Source organism: Sphingomonas phyllosphaerae, assembly GCA_036946405.1.
Taxonomy (GTDB): Bacteria; Pseudomonadota; Alphaproteobacteria; order Sphingomonadales; family Sphingomonadaceae; genus Sphingomonas; species Sphingomonas phyllosphaerae_D.
The window spans coordinates 1,473,343-1,492,937 of record JAQIJC010000001.1 but is presented as its reverse complement, the minus strand read 5'-3'; the positions used below and the strand labels follow the sequence as shown (position 1 = coordinate 1,492,937).

Genomic DNA, 19,595 nt, shown 5'->3' with positions numbered 1-19,595 from the left:
GTTCGCGGATCGGTGGATGCCGGAACAAGTCCGGCATGACGGATGACGTTCGCAGAAGTCTCGCCTGCGCGGGGATGACGGGAAGGATCACTCCCCGCGCGTGAGGAAGCGTTCATGGTCGGCTGGCGACATGCGGACCTCGTAGACCATGCGCTCGTCCTCGACATAACTGTCGAGCACCTCGCCGTGCGCGTGGAGCCACGCCGCCCCTGCCCCGTCCGCCGCATCCAGCGCCAGCGTGTAGCGGACGTGCCCCTGCGTCAGCAGGTCGCCGATGTGACGGACCAGCGCGTCGACACCCTCGCCGGTTAGCGCGGAGAGCGGCACCACGTCGTCGCGCCGCGCCGCTTCAGCGAGCAGATCATCGCGTGCGTCGCCATCCAGCAGGTCGAGCTTGTTCCACGCCTCGATCACCGGAGTCGTCTCGGTCACCCCGACCTCGGCGAGCACGCTCTCGACATCGGCCTTTTGCGCCGCGCTGTCCGGGTGGGCGACGTCGCGGACGTGGACGAGCAGGTCGGCGGACACGACCTCCTCCAGCGTCGCCTTGAACGCCGCGACCAATTGCGTCGGCAGTTCCGAGACGAACCCCACCGTATCGGACAGGATCGCCTTGTCGATGCCGGGCAGCGACACCTGCCGCAACGTCGGGTCGAGCGTCGCGAACAGCAGGTCCTCCGCCATGACGTGCGCGCCGGTCAGGCGGTTGAAGAGCGTCGACTTGCCGGCGTTGGTGTAGCCGACCAGCGCGATCACCGGCCATGGCGCGCGCTGCCGGCGCTCGCGGTGAAGTCCGCGGGTGCGGGTGACCTGATCCAGCTCGCGCCGCAGCCGCGCCATGCGGTCGCGGATCAGCCGGCGGTCGGCCTCGATTTGCGTTTCGCCCGGACCGCCGAGGAAGCCGAAGCCGCCGCGCTGGCGTTCGAGATGGGTCCAGCTGCGCACCAGCCGACCCGATTGATAATCGAGGTGCGCCAGCTCGACCTGCAACCGCCCCTCGGCGGTCGCGGCGCGCTCGCCGAAGATTTCGAGGATCAGCCCGGTGCGGTCGATCACCTTCGCTTCGAGCGCGGTTTCGAGGTTGCGCTGCTGGATCGGGGTCAAGCTGCCGTCGACGACGATCAGCCCGGCCTCCTCCATCCGCGCGCGCGCGGCGAGTTCCTCGATCTGCCCAGACCCGAGCAGGGTCGCGGCGCGCGGGGTGCGGATGCGGAGTGCGACCCGGTCGACGACGAGCACGCCGATCGCCTCGGCGAGCCCGGCGGTTTCCTCAAGCCGCGCCTCGGCGTCGCGGCTCGATCCGCCGAGGTCGGGGTAGACGACGATCGCGCGGGCGCCGCGGGTGAATTCGTCGCGGTCGCGCTCAAAGCCGGAAGTCACGGACAGTGGATCAATCCTCCGCGTCGTCGTCGGAATCGTCGTCATCCTCGCCGGTGTCGGAGAGGTTGAGCGGGCGCGACGGCTGGATGGTCGACACCGCATGCTTGTAGACGAGCTGCGCCATGCCGTCGCGCTGGAGCAACATGCAGAACAGGTCGAAGCCGGCGATCGCGCCCTGCAGCATCACGCCATTGACGAGGAACATCGTCACCGGGTCCTCGGACTTGCGGACCGCGTTGAGGAAGATGTCCTGGAGCAGCGGCTGCTTGCGCGGATTGTCATTCATCTGGCCGACGATCCCGGCGACGTCGACCGGGCCGGCGGGCATGATCGTCGAGATCGCGTGCTTGTAGATCAGCTGCGACTGGCCATCGCGGCGCAGCAACACCGAGAAATTGTCGAACCAGGTGACGATGCCCTGAAGCTTGACCCCCTTGACGAGGAACATGGTGACGGGCGTCTTGGACTTGCGCAGCGCGTTGAGGAACAGGTCCTGAAGCGACGTCGGCTTGTCGGCCATGAAGAGAATGTCCTTGTTCTTGGCGGGAGGTTCCCCGCGAGATGCGCCGTTGCCGGCGTCGGTGGCATCGCATCGGAATACGACAGGCGTAAGTTAGGGTTCCGGTCGGCGAACGTCCAGATGCGGGCGGCGCGCGCGGCGGAAGTTTGCGAAGGTGGCGCCAAACGGGGTTGGCGCGCGGTTTCGGTGGCGGGCGAGCGGCGGGACCGCGTCGATCGTAGCGGATGTTGGACGGTGTAGGACAGCTCTTACGTCACCCCGGCGAAGGCCGGGGTCCAGCTGCAGAACGATTGTGACGACGCGCAGCGCTTCCTTACGACGGCCTTCCCAACTGGACCCCGGCCTTCGCCGGGGTGACGGCGGGATCAGTCTTCGCGTGTCTCGGTGATGCCGAGCAGCTTGAGCTTCCGATGGAGTGCCGAGCGTTCCATGCCGATGAAGCTGGCAGTGCGCGAGATGTTGCCCGAGAAGCGGCGGATCTGGACACGAAGGTATTCGCGCTCGAACGTCTCGCGCGCCTCGCGCAAGGGTGCGCCCATGATCGCGCTCGCGCCGGTGCCGGCGTCCTGCGTGCCGAGCACCTCGGCGGGGAGCAGGTCGAGGTCGATGCGGCCGATGCGGTCGCCGGGCGCGAGGATGATCGTCCGCTCGACGACGTTGCGCAGCTCGCGGACGTTGCCCGGCCACTCGTAGGATTGCAGCGCGACCAGCGCGTCGGTGGCGATCTCCGGCGGGGGCACGCGGCGGTCGGCGGCGTAATGCGCGGCGAAATGCTCGACCAGCGCGGGAATGTCCTCGCGGCGCTCGGCGAGCGGCGGGATCGTCACCGGCACGACGTTGAGCCGGTAATAGAGGTCCTCGCGGAACCGGCCCTCGGCGATCTCGACGCTCAGGTCGCGCGCGGTGGCGGAGACGACGCGGACGTCGACCTTGACGACGCGCGTCCCCCCGACGCGGGTGAAGCTTTGGTCGGTCAGCACACGCAGGATGCGCGCCTGCGTCGCGGCGGGCATGTCGGCGATCTCGTCAAGGAACAAGGTCCCGCCATGCGCCTGTTCGAGCAGCCCGGTGCGAACGAGGTCGCCGCTCTCCTCGACCCCGAACAACTCTTCCTCGATCCGCTCCGGATTCATCCCCGCGGTGCTGGCGATCACGAAATTGGCGTGCGCGCGCTGGCTCCAGCCGTGGAGCAGACGGGCCGCGACTTCCTTGCCGACGCCGGCCGGGCCCATGATGAGCACGCGGCTGCCGGTCGCCGCCACGCGCTTGAGGGTCGCGCGGACCGCGTTGATAGCGGTAGAGCTGCCGGTCAGATCGGTGCCGCGCCCCGTCGCGGCACGCAGCGACGCGACTTCGGCGCGCAGCCGCTCGGTCTCGGTCGCGCGCTCGACCATCAGCAGGAGGCGTTCGGCCTGGAACGGCTTCTCGATGAAATCGGCGGCTCCTTTACGGATCGCGGCGACCGCGGTGTCGAGCGTGCCGTGCCCCGAGATCACCAGCACCGGAATCGATGGATCGCGGCGCTTGATCTCCTCGAGAAGGTCGAGCCCGTCGAGCCGCGAGCCCTGCAGCCACACGTCGAGCAGCACGAGACTGGGGCGGCGCGTCGCGATCGCCTCCAGCGCGGCGTCGCTATCGCCGGCCATGCGCGTGTCATAGCCTTCGTCCTCGAGCACGCCGGCTACGAGTTCGCGAATGTCGAGTTCGTCGTCGACGACGAGGATGTCGATCGCCATGGGGCTCAGATCCGATTTCTGGTCAACGCCGCGATCGTGCGATCGTCGTCGTGGGAAGGAAGATGCTCGTCGCTGGCCAGCGCGGCGAGCGGGGCGGTGTCGAAGGACAAAGTGACGATCGTCCCGCCGCCGGGGCGATCCGCGAAGCTGATCGTCCCGAAATGTTCCTCGACGATCTTCTTGACGATCGCGAGGCCCAGCCCGGTGCCGCGCGCGCGGGTGGTCATATAGGGCTCGACGATTCGGTCGCGCTCCAGCGGCAGGCCGACCCCGGTATCGGCGACCGCGATCGTTACGCGGCCGTCCGCTTCGGCCAGCGTCATGGTGATGCTCGCCTCGCTCGCGTCGGCCTCCTCGACCGCCTCGACCGCATTCTTGACGATATTGGTCAGTGCCTGTCCGAGCTGGCGGCGGTCGCAGACCAATGACGGCGCGGGGTCGGCGTGGTCGAGCACGAAGCGGATGCCGGGGTGCGCGACTTCGTGGAGGAACATCGTCTGGCGCGCGATATCCACCAGCGACTCGTCGCGAAACATCGGCTTGGGCATCCGCGCGAACGACGAGAATTCGTCGACCATCCGCCGAAGGTCGCCGACCTGTCGCACGATCGTGTCCGTAAGGCGCGCGAAGGTGGTGTCAGCGGGATCGATCTTGCCGCCATAACGACGCTGGAGCCGTTCGGCGGCAAGCTGGATCGGAGTGAGCGGGTTCTTGATCTCATGCGCGATACGGCGTGCAACGTCCGCCCAGGCAGCGCGGCGCTGATCGGTAAGTTGCTGCGTGATGTCGTCGAAGGTGATGATCGGGCCGCTGCCGTCGCGCGCGATCCGCGCCGCGAAGGTGCGCATCTCGCCCGCGACGTTGAGCTGCACCGCCGCCTCGCGCCCCGGCTGGTCGAGCAGCGCGTCGAGTTCTGGTGCAACGTCAAACAGCTTGCGCCCGACCGGCGGCTCGGCGAGCCCCATCAACGTCTGCGCCGAGCTGTTGATGAGCCGGATCGTGCGATCGCGCGCGTCGATCGAGATCACCCCCGCCGACACGCCCGACATCACCGCCTCGATCAGCGCGCGGCGGCTGTCGAGCTGTGCGTTGGCGGTGACGAGCGCGGTGTTCTGCGCGACCAGCCGCGCGGTCATGCTGTTGAAGGCATTGGACAGCGTGCCGATCTCGTCGCGTTCCAGCGTCTCGGGGACGCGCGCCGACAGATCGCCGCCCTCGACGCGGCGCGCGGCGTCGACCAATTCGCCGACCGGGCGGACGAGCCGGTCGGCGACGGTGAGCGCGATCCACACCGCCACGCCGACGATCAGCAGCGAGACGATCAGTAGCGCGGCGTTGAACTGCAGTTGCAGCGAACGCGCGCGGGCGATGAGCTGCCGGTAATCGGCGAGCACTGCCGCGCCGCGGTTGGTCTGCGTCTCGAACTGCTTTTCGAGAACGCGGGCCGTGTAAAGGTAGGTGTTCGGCTGATATTCGAGCTTGGTCAGCGCCCCGACGCGATCGGCCCGCCGGACGACAACGCTGCTGGCGCCGCCCTCAAGCTGCCGGATCATGTCCGGTTTGACGACACCTTCCAGCCCGCCTTTGTAGGGAGTGGCAAAGGCGAGCGTCCGGATCTCGCCATCGTCGCCGCGCTGGACGACGAGCGCCTCGGACAGGTTGCGCAAATAGAGCTGGTAGAACAATCCTTCCTGGAAGCGCTTGCTGTCGATCGGCATTTCGCGGAGGTAATTGGCAAGGTCGCCCGCCATCGTGCCACCTTCGCGCGACACCCGCTCGATCTCCCGGCTATAGCTGTCCTGCGCGATCGAGGCGGCGTTCTCGAACATGCCGCGCGCGCGATCCGAATACCAGAATTGCACGCCGTACTGGAACAGCAGCGAGGCGAAGATCGTCACCAGCAGCGCCGGCACTGCCGCGACCAGCGAAAAGAGCAGCACCAGCCGGACGTGCAGCCGGCCGCCCGCGCCGACCGGCGACCGCTCTGCGCGGCGCAGCGCGACGCGCCGGCCGAACAGCATCATCAGCGCGATTCCGCAGACGAGATTGGCGACGAGCAGCGAGGCGACCAAAGGCGGCGCGAGCAACCGGCCGGGATCGCCCTCCCCGCGTAGTGCGAAATAGCTGACGAGCGCCACCGCCACCGCGGCGGCGAGCACCATCAGCTCGATCGCCGGTGTCACGCCTACACGGCGCAGCGCGCCGGGCGGGGAAGCGGAGGAGGATGTCACTCCTGCGAACATTCCCCCCTCGCTACAGCATCAGTGTTGCATGGAAAACACATAATTGCCGATGAGTGATGCAGATCAGGAAGCGGGTGGAGCCGGTATGCCCATCCCTCGTCACCCCGGACGTGATCCGGGGCCCCGCGTTCAAGCGTTACGGGCGTGGCCAGGAAGCGGGACCCCGGATCACGTCCGGGGGGACGGAGAATCGGGACGATCCCAGACCAACCTCAAACGTCGATGCCGAGCATGTCCAGTCGCTTGCGCAGCGTGTTGCGGTTGAGGCCGATCGCGCGGGCGGCGCGGAGCTGGTTGCCGCCGTGGCGCGCCAGCATCGCCTCGATCAACGGGCGTTCGACCTCGCCGATGATCCGCGCATAGAGCGAGCCGTCGTCGAGCGCGCGCGGTTCCTGCCGCGCCAGCCGCTCGATCATCGCGCGCACCGCCGCCTCGATCCCCGGATCGGCCGCGGCCTCGACCGGCGCACCGCCGCCGATCGTCGCGCCCAGCTCGGTTGCACCGATCCGGTCGTCACGCGACAAGGCCGCGAGCCGGCGCATCAGATTTTCCAGTTCGCGGACGTTGCCGGGCCAGTCATGCGCCTCCAGCACCGCGACGGCGGCCTCGTCCAGCGTCTTGCGGGGCAGCCCCTCGGCGGCAGCGCGATCGAGGAAATGCCGGGCAAGCTCCGCAACGTCGCCGCGGCGTTCACGCAAGGGCGGGAGCGCGACGGGCACGACGTTGAGGCGATAATAGAGATCTTCGCGGAACTGCCCGCTCGCCACCGCCTGTTGCAGGTCGCGGTTGGTGGCGGCGACGATGCGGACGTCGGCGCGGATCGTGCGCGCGCCGCCGACGGTGGTGAACTCGCCCGATTGCAGCACGCGCAGCAGCCGGGTCTGCGCCTCGATCGGCATGTCGCCGATCTCGTCGAGGAACAGGGTGCCGCCCGCCGCCTGCTCGAAGCGGCCGGCGTTGCGCTGCGCCGCGCCGGTGAACGCGCCGCGTTCGTGGCCGAACAATTCCGCCTCGATGAGCTCGCGCGGGATCGCGGCCATGTTGATCGGCACGAACGGCGCAGCGCGGCGCGCGCCGAGATCGTGGATCGCGCGCGCGACCAGCTCCTTGCCGGTGCCCGATTCGCCGGACACCAGCACGGTGAGGTCGTTCGAGACGACGCGCGCGATCACGCGGTACACGTCCTGCATCGCCGGCGAGCGCCCGATCAGCGGCAATGAGGGATCGTCGTCGCTCGCCAGCGTCTCGCCGCTGCGCCCGCCGCGCGCGAGCGCCGCGGCGACGGTGCGGGTCAGCGTGTCGAGGTCAAAGGGCTTGGGGAGATAGTCATAAGCGCCGGCCTCGGTAGCGCGGACCGCGGTGGTCAGCGTGTTGCGCGCCGACAGCACGATCACCGGCAGATCGGGGCGCGCCGCCAGCACCTGCGCGACATGGTCGATCCCGTCGCCGTCGGGCAGCACGACGTCGCTGAGCAGTACGTCGGGCGGATGGCCGGCCAGCTCGCGCTCCAGCTCGGCAAGCGTCGCTGCGGTGCGCACCTCGTGCCCGGCACGACGCAGCGCGTGCGCGACGACGGTGCGGATCGCGTCGTCGTCGTCGACCAGCAGAACGCGCGTCATGCGCTCGCCCTCGGAAGCAGGATGCGGAACACGGTCTGATGCGGCGTGCCCTCGCGCGAATATTGCACGATCCCGCCCATGTCGCGGACCAGCTTGTCGACCAAAGCGAGCCCCAGCCCCTTGCCCTCCGGCCGGCCCGACACGAAGGGGTCGAATAAATGATCCGCGATGTCGGGGGGCGCGCCCGGCCCGCTGTCGATCACGCAGATCTCGATCGGCAGCGGCGTGCGGCCGCGTCCCTTCCCCGCCGCGACCGTGACGCCGTGGCGATACGCGGTGGCGAGCGTGATGCGGCGCTCGCCACGCTCGCCAAGCGCGGCGGCGGCGTTCTTGAGCAGGTTGAGGATCACCTGCAGCAGCGAGTCGCTGTTGCCCATCGCCGGCGGCAAAGAGGGATCGTAGCGTTCCTCGATCGCCACGCCGCGCGCGAAGCCGGCCAGCGCGACGCCGCGTGCGTGCGCGAGCAGCGGATAGATGTTCATCGACGACACCTCGCGCGGGCGGGTGTCGGTAAAGTCCTCCATATGGTCGATCAGCGCGGTGATCCGGTCGACCTCGGCGATCATCAATTGCGTCAGCTCGGCGGTGTCGACGCCGTCCGCGATCAGCTGTGCCGCGCCGCGGATGCTCGACAGCGGGTTCTTGATCTCGTGCGCGAGCATCGCCGCCGCGCCGACCGCCGAGCGCGCAGCCGCAGCGCGATCGGTCGAGACGCCGAGCCGCCGCGACGCGCCGGCATGGTGGAGCGTGATCGTGCGCCAGCCGGGATGATCGACCACCGCCGCCTCGATCAGGTCGACGCGCAGCCGAAGCCCGCGGGCCGTCTCCACATCGGCGTCGAAGATCGCGAAGGCGTGCGCGTCGCGGCGCGCCTCGGCATCGGGAAAGGACAGGATCGCGGCCAGCGGCTGGCCGATCATCGCGCGTTCCGACAGGTTCAACAGCGTCTCGCACTCGGCATTGACGCGCGCGATCCGGTCCGCGGCGTCGACCACCAGCACCGCGACCGGCAGCGCGGCGAGCAGCTCCGCCGCCTCCGGCCCGCGCGTCTCGAGCATCACGCCGCAGCGCTCAGCCGATAGGGCGCGTAGAAGTCGGCAAGCATCGCCTTGACGCGATCGGCGTCGGGCTCCTGGTTGACGCGGTTGCGGAACTCCGCCGAGCCGTTCAGCCCCTTGGTGTACCAGCCGATGTGCTTACGCGCCATGTTGACGCCCGTGAAGGTGCCGTAATGCTCCAGCATCGCGTCATAATGTTCGGCAATGACTCGATATTGCTCGTCAAGCGACGGGTCGGGCAGCCGCTCGCCGGTGCGCAGCCAGTGCATGACCTGCGCGAGCAGCCACGGACGACCATAGGCGCCGCGCCCGATCATGATCCCGTCGGCACCCGATTGCTCCAGCGCCGCGCCCGCATCCTCGATCGAGCAGATGTCGCCATTGGCGATCACCGGGATCGCCACCGCATCCTTGACCGAACGGATGAAGCGCCAGTCGGCGCTGCCCTTGTACATCTGGTTGCGGGTGCGGCCGTGGACGGTGACCATCTGCACGCCGAGATCCTCGGCGATCCGCGCGAGTTCGGGAGCGTTGAGGCTGTCGTGGCACCAGCCCATCCGCATCTTGAGCGTCACCGGCGCGTCGACCGCCGCGACGATCGCCGCGATCAGCTGCGTCGCGAGCTTCAGGTCGCGCATCAGCGCCGAGCCGGCGTCGCCGTTGGTCACCTTGCGGACCGGGCAGCCCATGTTGATGTCGATGATCGCCGCGCCCTTGTCGCGCGCCAGCTTGGCGGCCTCGGCCATCTCATAGGGGGTGCAGCCGACGAGCTGCATCGACACCGGTTCCTCGGACAGGTGCCACGCCGCCTTCTGGATCGACTGGCGCGTCTCGCGAATCGCGGCCTGGCTGGCGATCATCTCGGTGACGTTGAGCCCCGAGCCGTAGCGGCGGACGAGCGTGCGGAACGGCTGATCGGTCACGCCGGTCATCGGCGCGAGGACGACGGGTTCGTCGATGCGGACGTCGCCGATCTGAATGGGTCGGAGCATAGGATTTCGGAAGCTGCCTGAAAAATGGGCAGATAGGCGATTCCGGCGATTCGGGCAAGGTTGGGAGCGAGGCCTCGCACGGGGCGGCTACCCCCCTCCCCGTTCGTGCTGAGCCTGTCGAAGCACGTGCGTCCGGGGCACGCCCTTCGACAAGCTCAGGGCGAACGGGGAGGGGGCCCGGCTTCCCTCCGCAAACTCTACATGCCAGCAGCGTCACAGACAGGAGGGAGGGCCATTCCCTCGCGCTCGATCCTCCTTTAGGGGCGCGCACATGACCACGGTCGCCCTTATCGTCGCCGCCGGCACCGGCTCCCGCAGCGGCAGCACGCTTCCCAAGCAATTCGCGCCCATCGCGGGTCGCGCGATGCTGGCGTGGAGTTACGACGCGCTCGCCGCGCACCCTGCGATCGAGCGCGTGCTGGTCGTCGTCTCGCCCGGACAGGAGCCGCTGCTGCGCGCCGCGCTGCCCGATGCCGCGTGGGTGACGGGCGGTGCGGAGCGGCGCGACAGCGTCGCCGCCGGCCTTGCCGCGCTGGGCGACGCAACGCGCGTACTGGTCCATGACGCGGCGCGGCCGTTCGTGCCCGCGGCGGTAATCGACCGGCTGCTCGCCGCGCTCGATCAGGCGGAGGGCGCGATCCCGGTGCTGCCGGTCGCCGACACGCTGGTGTCGACCGACAACGCGACCATCGCGCGCGAGACGCTGCGCCGCGTCCAGACCCCGCAGGCGTTCCGCGTTGACACACTCGCCGCCGCGCATGCCGCATGGGACGGACCGGTTGCCACTGACGATGCGCAGATGGTGCGCGCGCTGGGCAAAAGCGTTACGATGGTCGAAGGCGACACGATGCTGGACAAGATTACCTATCCCGCCGATTTCGCGGTCGCCGAGGCGCGCGTCGCGACCGAGACGCGCTCGGCGAGCGGCTTCGACGTCCACCGGCTGGAGGATGGCGAGGAATTGTGGCTCGGCGGCGTGCTGATCCCGCATCATCAGGGCCTGTCGGGGCATAGCGACGCCGATGTCGCGCTCCACGCGATCACCGACGCGGTGCTCGGCACGATCGCGGCGGGCGATATCGGCACGCACTTCCCGCCGAGCGATCCGCAATGGCGTGGTGCCGAATCGGGGCAGTTCCTCTCGCACGCGCGCTCGCTGGTCGAGGGGCGCGGCGGCCGGATCACGTTCGTCGACCTGACGCTGATGTGCGAGGCGCCCAAGATCGGACCGCATCGCGCGGCGATGCAGGCGCGGATCGCGGAACTTCTGGGCCTCTCGACCGATCGGGTCAGCGTGAAGGCGACCACCACCGAGCGACTAGGGTTCACGGGCCGTGGCGAGGGCATCGCGGCACAGGCCGTCGCGACCATCGAGCTGCCGCGTGGGAGTCGGGCATGAAGCGCGTCGCGGGGTTGTGCGCACTGGTCGCGATGCTGGCGGCACCGGCCGCCGCAGCGCAGACGCCGTGCCTGAGCACCACCGACGCCGAGTCGATCGCGCTGGTGGCGATGCCCGAGATCATCCGCGATGCCGGGCGGGTCTGCGCGGCGCTGCCCGCGACCAGCCTGCTCAAGCGACAGAGCGGCGAGTTCCTCGCCAAATACGACCGCGAGGCCGATCGCGCCTGGCCGGCGGCGCGCACCGCGATCGCGAAGCTCAGCGATCCGGCGGTGGAACTGCTGCTGCTCAGCGACTATGCGCGCCCGATGCTCACCTCGCTTTTCGCGCCGCAGATTACCGGGCGCATCCAGGCCGGCGATTGCCCGACGCTCGACCGGCTGGTCACGCTGCTCGAGCCGCTGCCGGCGCGCAACACCGCCGGAATCGTGGTCGCGACGCTGCAATATCTGAAGTCCGAGAAGAACAAGGGGAAGCGTACCGACATCCCCGATCTGCCGGTGTGCCCGGCGGGGGCCGCACGATGAACGACATCACCTTGCCACAGGAATTGGTCGACGCCGCGCGCCGCGTGGTCGAGGCGAACCGCGCCGCCGGACGCCGTGTCGCGGTCGCCGAAAGCTGCACCGGCGGCTTGGTCGCGGCGGCGCTGACCGAAATCCCCGGCTCGTCCGACGTGGTCGAGGCCGGGTTCGTGACCTATTCCAACTCCGCCAAGCAGAAGCTGCTCAACGTCAGCGGCGACGTGCTCGACACGTTCGGCGCGGTGTCGATCGCGGTGGCGTGGAGCATGGCGCAGGGCGCGCTCGCCAAGTCGGACGCCGATGTCGCGGTCGCGATCACCGGCGTCGCCGGGCCGGGCGGCGGCAGCGAGAAGAAGCCGGTTGGCACCGTGGTGTTCGCGCGCGCCGAGCGCGGCGGCGATCCCGCGGACGTGATCGCCGACAAGCGCTTCTTCGGCGATCTCGGCCGCGGCGGGGTGCGGCTTCAGGCGGCGCTGTGCGCGCTGGAGCTGCTGCTGCCCGACGCGCCGTAGAGCTTCGCCGCGCGTTCCTCGAACGCGCCGATCATCCGGCGCAGCGCGACGCCGAACACCTGCCCGGCGAGCATCTCGAACATCCGGTTCTTGAACGCGAAATCGACCGAGAAATCGACGAGGCACCCGCCCTCTCCGTCCGCGCGAAATCGCCAGTCGTTGTTCAGGTACTTGAGCGGCCCCTCGATATATTCGACGCGGATCGTCTCGGGGTGCTGCTTCGTCACCTTCGAGGTGAAGGTCTCGCGCAGCCCCTTGAAGCCGACGATCATGTCGGCGAGCGTTTCCTCAGGCGTGTCCTTGCGGACGCGCATCGCGCTGACCCACGGCAGGAATTCCGGGTAGCGCCGCACATCCGCGACCAGGTCGAACATCTGCTCCGGCGTGTAGGGCAGCCGCCGCGTCTCGCTATGCTTGGGCATTCCGGATCAGGCGGAGACGCGCGCGGCCAGCTTCGCGTCGCGCGCTGCCTTCATCTTCGCGAAATCGTCACCGGCGTGATAGCTCGACCGCGTCAGCGGCGACGAGGCGACCAGCAGGAAACCCTTGGCGCGCCCGATCGCGGCATAAGCGTCGAACGCCGCCGGGGTGACGAAAGCGGCGACCTTGGCGTGGCGCGGCGTCGGCTGGAGATACTGACCCATCGTCAGGAAATCGATGTCGGCGGAGCGCATGTCGTCCATCACCTGATGAACTTCCAGCCGTTCCTCGCCCAGACCGAGCATGATCCCGGACTTGGTGAAGATCGATGGATCAAGTTTCTTGACGCTTTCAAGCAATCGCAGCGATGCATAATAACGCGCACCGGGCCGGATGGTCGGATACAGCCGGGGCACGGTTTCCAGATTGTGATTATATACGTCCGGACGTGCGGCAACGATTGCCTCGACCGCCGCCTCATGCTTGTTGCGGAAATCGGGGGTCAGAATTTCGATCGTGGTATTTGGATTGGTGCGACGGATGGCCTCGATGACCCTCACGAACTGCTTCGCACCGCCATCGGGCAGATCGTCGCGATCCACCGAGGTCACGACGATATGCGCCAACCCCATCTGCGCCGCCGCATCGGCGACGTTCTGCGGTTCCATCGGATCGACCGCGCGCGGCATCCCCGTCTTCACGTTGCAGAAGGCGCAGGCGCGCGTACACGTGTCGCCGAGGATCATGACGGTGGCATGCTTCTTGGTCCAGCACTCCCCGATGTTCGGGCAGGCGGCCTCTTCACACACCGTCGTCAGGCTCTTCGAGCGCATCAGCGCGCGAGTTGCGGCGAAGCCCTCGCTGGTCGGGGCTTTTACCCGAATCCAGTCGGGCTTGCGTTGCCGCTGGGGAGCCGGGAGCGGGGTCATGTCGTTCATGGGCAGCAGATAGCGTTTACTTCCACCCGAAACAACGAAGGGCTTTTACCGCATGAGAAAGTTCCACGACCTGATCGAGGGCTATTACCGCTTCCGCGGCAACGAATGGATCGAGGAGCGCGAGAGCTGGAGCAAGCTGGCCGAGGGTCAGGCGCCCAAGGTGATGGTGATCGCCTGCTCCGACAGCCGCGTCGATCCGGCGACGATCTTCGGCACGGTGCCGGGCGAGGTGTTCGTGGTGCGCAACGTCGCCAACCTCGTGCCGCCGTTCGATCCGTCGGGCGGTCTGCATGGCGTCTCGGCGGCGGTCGAGTTCGCGGTGACGGTGCTGAAGGTCGACGAGATCCTGGTGCTGGGCCACGGCCAGTGCGGTGGCGTCAAGGCGTCGCTCTCGGGCGCGCTGCGCGACGCCAAGCCGGGTGAAGGCGGGTTCGTCGCCGAATGGATCAAGCTGCTCGACGAAGCGCGCGAGAAGGTGATCGCCGAACATGGCGACGGCCCCGAGGGGCAGACCGCACTGGAGCGCGAGGGCGTGAAGGTGTCGATCAAGAACCTCAAGACCTTCCCGTTCGTCCAGCAGCGGCTGGAGGACGGCTCGCTGAAGATCCACGGCGCGGTGTTCGCGATCAAGGACGGCAAGCTGAACGTGCTGCAGGAAGACGGGCATTACGAAGCCGCGTAAGCGCGTGTGATGTGAAGGCGGCCGCCTCGTTCCCTTGCGGGAGCGGGGCGGCCGTTTGTTTGTGGGGTTGGCCTTGCCGCAAAAGCCGTCGCCCCTGCGCAGGCAGGGGCCTATGGCTGTGGATTGGAAGTGTGCGGGCGCGGACACACGGGCCGGACATGCGTCCACACGGTTCCGCGCCACGCGACAGACATGGGCCCCTGCCTGCGCAGGGGCGACGGCGAGACACCGTCATTCCCGCGAAGGCGGGAATCCAGAACCGCTGACGACAGCGGCTCCAACGATGACCTGCGCGTCTGGATTCCCGCCTTCGCGGGAATGACGGGACTGGCCACTAAAGCTCACCCCGCGTGCGGACTGACCGTCGCGGCGGCGTCCTTCTTCAGCGCGTCTGCCGTGACACGGACACTCAGTTCGCGGAGCTGCTTCGTCGAGGCGGGCGACGGTGCGCCCATCAGCAGGTCCTCGGCGCGCTGGTTCATCGGGAACAGCGACACCTCGCGCAGGTTCTGCGCGTCGCACACCAGCATGACGATGCGGTCGACGCCCGCTGCCATCCCGCCGTGTGGCGGCGCGCCGTACTGGAAGGCGCGATAGAGGCCGCCGAACCGCTCCTCGACATCCGCCTTGGACAGCCCGACCAGCTCGAACGCCTTGACCATCAGCTCGGGCGACTGATTGCGGATCGAGCCCGAGGCGATCTCGTAACCGTTGCAGACCAGATCGTACTGATACGCCTTGATCGTCAGCGGGTCCTGCCCGTTGAGCGCGTCCATCCCGCCCTGCGGCATCGAGAAGGGGTTGTGCGCGAACTCGACCTTCTTCTCGTCCTCGTCATATTCGTAGAAGGGGAAGTCGACGATCCAGCACAGCCGGAACGCGCCCTGCTCGATCAGCCCGAGCTGGTCGGCGACGCGGGTGCGCGCCAGACCCGCCAGCTTCGCGGCCTGTTCCGGCTTGCCCGCGGCGAAGAACAATCCGTCGTCGGGACCAAGACCGAGCGCGGAATAGAGCGCCTCCATGCCCTCGGTGCCATGATTCTTGGCGATCGGCCCCCCGAACTCGCCGTTTTTGCGGGTGACGTAACCAAGCCCGGCGTGGCCCTCGCTGCGCGCCCAGTCGTTCATCTCGTCGAAGAACTTGCGGCTCTTCTCGGCGGTGCCCGGCGCCGGGATCGCGCGGACGACGCCGCCCGAGCCGACGATCTTCTCGAACAGCCCGAAACCCGAGGTCGTGAAATGCGACGACACGTCGGTAATCAGCAGCGGGTTACGCAGATCGGGCTTGTCGCTGCCGTATTTCAGCATCGCCTCGTCATAGGGGATGCGCGGGAATTCGCCGATCGGGGTGACGGTGCGGCCGTCGGCGAATTTCTCGAAGATGCCGCCGATCACCGGCTCCATCGTCTCCCACACCTCTTCCTGCGTGACGAAGCTCATCTCGAGATCGAGCTGGTAGAATTCGCCCGGCAGCCGGTCGGCGCGCGGGTCTTCGTCGCGGAAGCACGGCGCGATCTGGAAATAGCGGTCGAAGCCCGCGACCATCAGCAATTGCTTGTATTGCTGCGGCGCCTGCGGAAGCGCGTAGAATTTGCCCGGATGAATGCGGCTCGGCACCAGGAAGTCGCGCGCGCCCTCCGGCGACGAGGCGGTGAGGATCGGGGTCGAATATTCGGTGAAGCCGGCATCCTCCATGCGGCGGCGCATGTCGGAGATCACCTTGGTCCGACGCACGATATTGGCGTGGAGCGTCTCGCGGCGCAGGTCGAGGAACCGATAGCGGAGGCGGATGTCCTCGGGATAGTCCTGCTCGCCCGCGACCGGCATCGGCAGTTCCTCGGCCGCCGACAGCACGGTCGCGGCGCGCGCATAGACCTCGATCTCGCCGGTGGCGAGGTTCGGGTTCACGGTGCCTTCGGAGCGGCGCTTCACATTGCCGTCGATCGTCACCACCGACTCGACGCGCACCGCATCGAGGATCGCCAGCGCCGGCGAGTCGCTGTCGGCGACGATCTGCGTGATGCCGTAATGGTCGCGCAGGTCGACGAACAGCACGCCGCCGTGGTCGCGCTTGCGATGCACCCAGCCGGAGAGGCGGACGGTGTCGCCGGCCTGATCGGCGGACAGCGCGGCGCAATGGTGGGTGCGATAGGCGTGCATGGATGATCTCTGACTGATGTCGCCGCGCCCAGCGCGACGATGAAGCGTTTTTGACAGCCCCCGCCCTCCCCCGTCGCAACCCACTTTGTCAAGGCGCGTGCACGGGTCTATGGACGAGCGTCTATGCACGTCCATCCGCTCATCACCGACAGCGCAACGCTCGCCAATCTCTGTGCCCGCCTTGCCGATGCCCCGTTCGTCACCGTCGACACCGAGTTCATGCGCGAGAGCACCTATTATCCGGAGCTCTGCCTGATCCAGATCGCCGATACCGAGGAGGCCGCCGCGATCGACCCGATGGCCCCGGGGCTCGACCTGGGGCCGCTGCTCGACCTGCTGGTCGACAATGAGGGCGTGCTCAAGGTCTTCCACGCCGGCGGGCAGGATATCGAGATCATCTACAATCTCACCGGGCGCACCCCGCACCCGCTGTTCGACACGCAGATCGCGGCGATGGCGCTGGGTCAGGGCGAGCAGATCGGTTACTCGAACCTCGTCGACAGCTGGCTGGGCGTGCAGATCGACAAGGGCGCGCGCTTCACCGACTGGGCGCGCCGCCCGCTCGACGCGCGGCAGATCGAATATGCGATCGGCGACGTGACGCATCTGTCGAAGATCTTCCCCAAGATGCTGGAACGACTGCGCAAGACCGGGCGCGGCGCATGGCTGGATCAGGAAATGGAGCGGCTGGCCGATCCGGCCAATTACGCCAACGACCCCGATGTCGCGTGGAAGCGCGTGCGCGTGTCGAGCCGCAAGCCCGAGGTGCTCGGCCGGCTGAAGGCGATCGCCAAGTGGCGCGAGCTGGAGGCGCAGGCCAAGGACCTGCCGCGCGGTCGGATCGTCAAGGACGAGACGATCGCCGATCTCGCCGGCCATGCGCCGCGCAAGCAGGCCGATCTCGCCAAGGTGCGTGGGCTGTCGCAGACCTGGGCGGGCAACGACATCGGTGCGCGGCTGATGGCGGCGATCGAGGGCGCACAGCCGCTGCCCGACGACGAGATGCCGCCCCGCGAGGATCGCAAGCCGGGGCTGGGCAAGGAAGGTGCGCTGGTCGCCGATCTGCTCAAGCTGCTGCTCAAGATCCGCGCCCGCGACATCGACGTCGCGCCGCGGCTGCTCGCGCGCGGCGACGAGCTGGAATTGCTCGCGGCGGGGCAGCGGCAGGGTTTGCAGATCCTGCAGGGCTGGCGGTTCGACCAGTTCGGGCAGGATGCGCTCGATCTGGTCGAGGGACGGCTGGGGTTTGCGGTGCAGGACGGGCGGCTGAAGATGACGCGGACGGAGGCGGCGGCATGATGCGGGCGGTCGGGGTGGTCGCGGCGCTGGCGCTGGGCGCGTGTGCGAAGCCGGCGGTCCCGGTCGCGGACGCCGCCGCGCCGGGCGTGCAGTGCGACGCCAATGCGGTGCAGGCGCTGGTCGGGCGTGCGGCGGCGGAGGCGACCGCCGAGGCCCAGCGGCTGAGCGGGGCGCGATCGGTGCGCAGCTATCGCAGCGGCGACATGATAACGGAGGACTTCCGCCCCGACCGGCTGAACGTCGAGCGCGATCCGGCGGGCAAGGTGGTGAAGTTCAGCTGCGGGTGAGTGCCGCTGCGTCGCGACCGATCTGACGCCATGCACCAGAACCGCCATTCGCCCTGAGCCTGTCGAAGGGCGTGCCCGGCACCCCGTACTTCGACAAGCTCAGCACGAACGGATGGGAGAAGTCACTGATCCCGCCTGCATGCGTCAGAACAGTCCGTCGTCATCCTCGTCGAACGCCGCCGCAGGTGCGGCGGCGGGTTCCATGCCGGGCAGCAGGAACGCCGCGTGGATCGCGCGTTCCGAAGCCATGGTGTAGAGCGCGCCCGCCCATGGCAGCAGCCTCTGCAACGCCGCCTCGTCGGCGGGGGTCAGCGCGGTTTCGATCGCCTGCCGGTTGAGCACCACCGCACCGACATCGAGCTGGTCGGCGAACGCCTGTTCGTGCTGCAACGCGCCGACATCTTCCTGCAGCGTGGCGATGATCCGCCGCGCCTCGTCGCCGCCATTCGCCATGGCGTGGTCGGAGGTTTCACAGGCACTACGCACCACTGCCAACGCGTCGTCGAGCGCGCCGGTCGAGCCGCCCGCGCCATTGCTGCCGTCGGGATGCAGGTCGAGCAGTCCCAGCGACTGCACGACGCGCTCGATATCGCTGCTCAGCCGCGTCAGGCGGGTCGCGCACGGGTTCACCTCGGTCGCGATCACCGCCACCGCACGCCCGATGATACCATGCCGGCGACACAGCAGCCGGGTGTTGGTGGAGATATCCTGCACGTCCATCGCGATCCGCTGGATCCGCCCCAGCCCACGCGACAGGTCGGCGATCGTGTTCGCGACATAAGCGGTCAGCCCTTCGAGCTGGCGATCCGCCTCGCTCAGCCGGCCGGTGACATGGCCGAGTCCGGCGATTCCGCTTTGCAGCTTGCCGAGCGCCTCGCTCTCCTCGCCCTGCGCCTGCGCGGCGATGATCTTCATCAGCCCCTCGGCAAGCGGCCCGAGTTGCGCAAGCGAGCCGACCAATGCGCTCATTTCGCGCCGAAAATCGTCCGCGATCCCCGCCATCTGTGCTGCGACCAGCCGCGACAGATGCGCGCTCGCACCCGGGGCGTCGACCTCTGCCTGCGCCGCGCGCAGGATCGCCGCGCAATGTTCGACGCGCTGCCGCACGCTGTCGCCGACCTGAATCGCGCCGAGAATGTTCGCAACCGCGCCCTGCACCTGCTGCATGATCGTGCGCACGTCGCGCGCCATCCGTGCGGTCGACTCGAGATGGCGTTCGAGGACGTCGGCATTGCCGGACAATTCGGCCGGCACGGTCGCGGGCACCTTGCGGCATTCGTCGGCGAGCAGGTCGTCGGCTTCCTTCACGTCGCGCACGACGGTGCCGAAGCTGGCCAATTCCTGCTCGAACTGCTTCAGCTCGCGCCGGCCGCTGTCGAGCTTGCCCTCCATGCCGGTCGCGAATTGCACGAACGACATCTCGCCTGACGAGGCGATCTTGATGTTCATGCCGTAGATGCTGAGCGTCCGCAGCAGCTCCGCCACGTCGGACAGCAACTCGCGCAGCTCGCGCGTGCGCAGCGTCAGCGCACCGATCTGGCCCGCGCGTTGCCGGCGCTGCTCGGGCAAGGTGCCGAGCCGGTGTGCGGCCTGCCGCAGCTTGTCGACCGCCGCCCCCGCCACCTCGGGCGAGAGCGCGCGCTGCACCTCGTCCAATCCGGTCGCCATCCGGTCGACGGTGTCGATCGTCGAGGCCAGCGTCTCACCGACCGCGCGGAACCGCGACTCGAGATCGCCGATCAACAGGTCGAGATCGTCGGCAAGGCCGCCAAGCGGCAGCGCGGTGGCGGTCGCCGGATCGATCGTGCTCAGCAGCATCCCCATTCC

Annotated in this window: 17 protein-coding genes; 6 read left to right on the top strand and 11 right to left on the bottom strand. The window is 68.3% G+C overall.

The annotated features are described in order from the left end of the window. Positions 1-87: 87 nt before the first annotated feature. The 7 genes from hflX to dusB all read right to left on the bottom strand — a co-directional run bounded on the left by hflX (position 88) and on the right by dusB (position 9,548). Positions 88-1,380: a GTPase HflX gene (gene hflX, locus PGN12_07160; protein ID MEH3103670.1), complete on the bottom strand. Its 1,293-nt coding sequence runs from the start codon at positions 1,378-1,380 to the stop codon at positions 88-90. A 10-nt stretch (positions 1,381-1,390) separates the two neighbouring features. Next, positions 1,391-1,900, bottom strand: coding sequence for an RNA chaperone Hfq (gene hfq / locus PGN12_07155; GenBank protein ID MEH3103669.1), 510 nt, complete (start codon positions 1,898-1,900; stop codon positions 1,391-1,393). A gap of 365 nt (positions 1,901-2,265) precedes the next feature. Next, positions 2,266-3,636 (bottom strand): sigma-54 dependent transcriptional regulator, encoded by a 1,371-nt coding sequence (locus PGN12_07150; GenBank protein MEH3103668.1) that lies wholly within the window; start codon positions 3,634-3,636, stop codon positions 2,266-2,268. 5 nt (positions 3,637-3,641) lie between these two features. After that, complete coding sequence (locus tag PGN12_07145; GenBank protein MEH3103667.1) at positions 3,642-5,879, bottom strand: ATP-binding protein; 2,238 nt, start codon at positions 5,877-5,879, stop codon at positions 3,642-3,644. Between the two features lie 212 nt (positions 5,880-6,091). Further along, entirely contained in the window at positions 6,092-7,498 is a 1,407-nt protein-coding gene (gene ntrC, locus PGN12_07140) for a nitrogen regulation protein NR(I) (GenBank protein MEH3103666.1), read from the bottom strand. Further along, complete coding sequence (locus PGN12_07135; GenBank protein ID MEH3103665.1) at positions 7,495-8,556, bottom strand: ATP-binding protein; 1,062 nt, start codon at positions 8,554-8,556, stop codon at positions 7,495-7,497. The genes ntrC and PGN12_07135 overlap by 4 nt, the downstream gene beginning before the upstream one ends. Then, the gene (dusB, locus tag PGN12_07130; protein ID MEH3103664.1) at positions 8,556-9,548 is read right to left on the bottom strand and encodes a tRNA dihydrouridine synthase DusB; all 993 of its coding nucleotides are present in this window, start codon (positions 9,546-9,548) and stop codon (positions 8,556-8,558) included. The genes PGN12_07135 and dusB overlap by 1 nt, the downstream gene beginning before the upstream one ends. 271 nt (positions 9,549-9,819) lie before the next feature. Between dusB and PGN12_07125 the strand changes: the two genes are divergently transcribed. Genes PGN12_07125 through PGN12_07115 form a run of 3 tightly spaced genes read left to right on the top strand, consistent with a single transcriptional unit; the run spans position 9,820 to position 11,983 of the window. After that, positions 9,820-10,947, top strand: a complete 1,128-nt coding sequence (locus PGN12_07125; GenBank protein ID MEH3103663.1) for a bifunctional 2-C-methyl-D-erythritol 4-phosphate cytidylyltransferase/2-C-methyl-D-erythritol 2,4-cyclodiphosphate synthase — start codon at positions 9,820-9,822, stop codon at positions 10,945-10,947. After that, positions 10,944-11,474, top strand: coding sequence for a hypothetical protein (locus PGN12_07120; GenBank protein ID MEH3103662.1), 531 nt, complete (start codon positions 10,944-10,946; stop codon positions 11,472-11,474). Before PGN12_07125 ends, PGN12_07120 begins: the two co-directional genes overlap by 4 nt. Further along, the gene (locus tag PGN12_07115; GenBank protein ID MEH3103661.1) at positions 11,471-11,983 is read left to right on the top strand and encodes a CinA family protein; all 513 of its coding nucleotides are present in this window, start codon (positions 11,471-11,473) and stop codon (positions 11,981-11,983) included. Before PGN12_07120 ends, PGN12_07115 begins: the two co-directional genes overlap by 4 nt. On the opposite strand, the gene PGN12_07110 is transcribed toward PGN12_07115, so the two are convergent. Both PGN12_07110 and lipA read right to left on the bottom strand, forming a co-directional pair. Beyond that, positions 11,935-12,405, bottom strand: a complete 471-nt coding sequence (locus PGN12_07110) for a type II toxin-antitoxin system RatA family toxin (GenBank protein MEH3103660.1) — start codon at positions 12,403-12,405, stop codon at positions 11,935-11,937. The two genes, PGN12_07115 and PGN12_07110, sit on opposite strands and share 49 nt — an antisense overlap. Positions 12,406-12,411: 6 nt before the next feature. Further along, complete coding sequence (gene lipA / locus PGN12_07105) at positions 12,412-13,341, bottom strand: lipoyl synthase (GenBank protein MEH3103659.1); 930 nt, start codon at positions 13,339-13,341, stop codon at positions 12,412-12,414. Positions 13,342-13,393: 52 nt separating this feature from the next. Here lipA and PGN12_07100 point away from each other — a divergent pair, with 52 nt between their 5' ends. Continuing rightward, positions 13,394-14,023: a carbonic anhydrase gene (locus tag PGN12_07100; protein MEH3103658.1), complete on the top strand. Its 630-nt coding sequence runs from the start codon at positions 13,394-13,396 to the stop codon at positions 14,021-14,023. 341 nt (positions 14,024-14,364) lie between these two features. Here PGN12_07100 and aspS read toward each other — a convergent pair whose 3' ends face one another. Next, entirely contained in the window at positions 14,365-16,182 is a 1,818-nt protein-coding gene (gene aspS, locus PGN12_07095) for an aspartate--tRNA ligase (protein ID MEH3103657.1), read from the bottom strand. A 123-nt stretch (positions 16,183-16,305) separates the two neighbouring features. Between aspS and rnd the strand changes: the two genes are divergently transcribed. After that, the gene (gene rnd / locus PGN12_07090; protein MEH3103656.1) at positions 16,306-17,481 is read left to right on the top strand and encodes a ribonuclease D; all 1,176 of its coding nucleotides are present in this window, start codon (positions 16,306-16,308) and stop codon (positions 17,479-17,481) included. Continuing rightward, entirely contained in the window at positions 17,478-17,768 is a 291-nt protein-coding gene (locus tag PGN12_07085) for an I78 family peptidase inhibitor (GenBank protein MEH3103655.1), read from the top strand. Before rnd ends, PGN12_07085 begins: the two co-directional genes overlap by 4 nt. A gap of 144 nt (positions 17,769-17,912) precedes the next feature. Here the strand turns inward: PGN12_07085 and PGN12_07080 are convergent, their stop codons facing one another. Then, entirely contained in the window at positions 17,913-19,592 is a 1,680-nt protein-coding gene (locus PGN12_07080) for a hypothetical protein (GenBank protein MEH3103654.1), read from the bottom strand. Between the last annotated feature and the right edge of the window lie 3 nt (positions 19,593-19,595).

What these genes read in the sequence shown, in the direction of transcription:
- hfq (MEH3103669.1), bottom strand. Translation starts at nt 1,900, where the DNA reads ATGGCCGACAAGCCGACGTCGCTTCAGGACCTGTTCCTCAACGCGCTG.
- PGN12_07150 (MEH3103668.1), bottom strand. Translation starts at nt 3,636, where the DNA reads ATGGCGATCGACATCCTCGTCGTCGACGACGAACTCGACATTCGCGAA.
- PGN12_07145 (MEH3103667.1), bottom strand. Translation starts at nt 5,879, where the DNA reads ATGTTCGCAGGAGTGACATCCTCCTCCGCTTCCCCGCCCGGCGCGCTG.
- ntrC (MEH3103666.1), bottom strand. Translation starts at nt 7,498, where the DNA reads ATGACGCGCGTTCTGCTGGTCGACGACGACGACGCGATCCGCACCGTC.
- PGN12_07135 (MEH3103665.1), bottom strand. Translation starts at nt 8,556, where the DNA reads ATGCTCGAGACGCGCGGGCCGGAGGCGGCGGAGCTGCTCGCCGCGCTG.
- dusB (MEH3103664.1), bottom strand. Translation starts at nt 9,548, where the DNA reads ATGCTCCGACCCATTCAGATCGGCGACGTCCGCATCGACGAACCCGTC.
- PGN12_07125 (MEH3103663.1), top strand. Translation starts at nt 9,820, where the DNA reads ATGACCACGGTCGCCCTTATCGTCGCCGCCGGCACCGGCTCCCGCAGC.
- PGN12_07120 (MEH3103662.1), top strand. Translation starts at nt 10,944, where the DNA reads ATGAAGCGCGTCGCGGGGTTGTGCGCACTGGTCGCGATGCTGGCGGCA.
- PGN12_07115 (MEH3103661.1), top strand. Translation starts at nt 11,471, where the DNA reads ATGAACGACATCACCTTGCCACAGGAATTGGTCGACGCCGCGCGCCGC.
- PGN12_07110 (MEH3103660.1), bottom strand. Translation starts at nt 12,405, where the DNA reads ATGCCCAAGCATAGCGAGACGCGGCGGCTGCCCTACACGCCGGAGCAG.
- lipA (MEH3103659.1), bottom strand. Translation starts at nt 13,341, where the DNA reads ATGAACGACATGACCCCGCTCCCGGCTCCCCAGCGGCAACGCAAGCCC.
- PGN12_07100 (MEH3103658.1), top strand. Translation starts at nt 13,394, where the DNA reads ATGAGAAAGTTCCACGACCTGATCGAGGGCTATTACCGCTTCCGCGGC.
- aspS (MEH3103657.1), bottom strand. Translation starts at nt 16,182, where the DNA reads ATGCACGCCTATCGCACCCACCATTGCGCCGCGCTGTCCGCCGATCAG.
- rnd (MEH3103656.1), top strand. Translation starts at nt 16,306, where the DNA reads ATGCACGTCCATCCGCTCATCACCGACAGCGCAACGCTCGCCAATCTC.
- PGN12_07085 (MEH3103655.1), top strand. Translation starts at nt 17,478, where the DNA reads ATGATGCGGGCGGTCGGGGTGGTCGCGGCGCTGGCGCTGGGCGCGTGT.
- PGN12_07080 (MEH3103654.1), bottom strand. Translation starts at nt 19,592, where the DNA reads ATGGGGATGCTGCTGAGCACGATCGATCCGGCGACCGCCACCGCGCTG.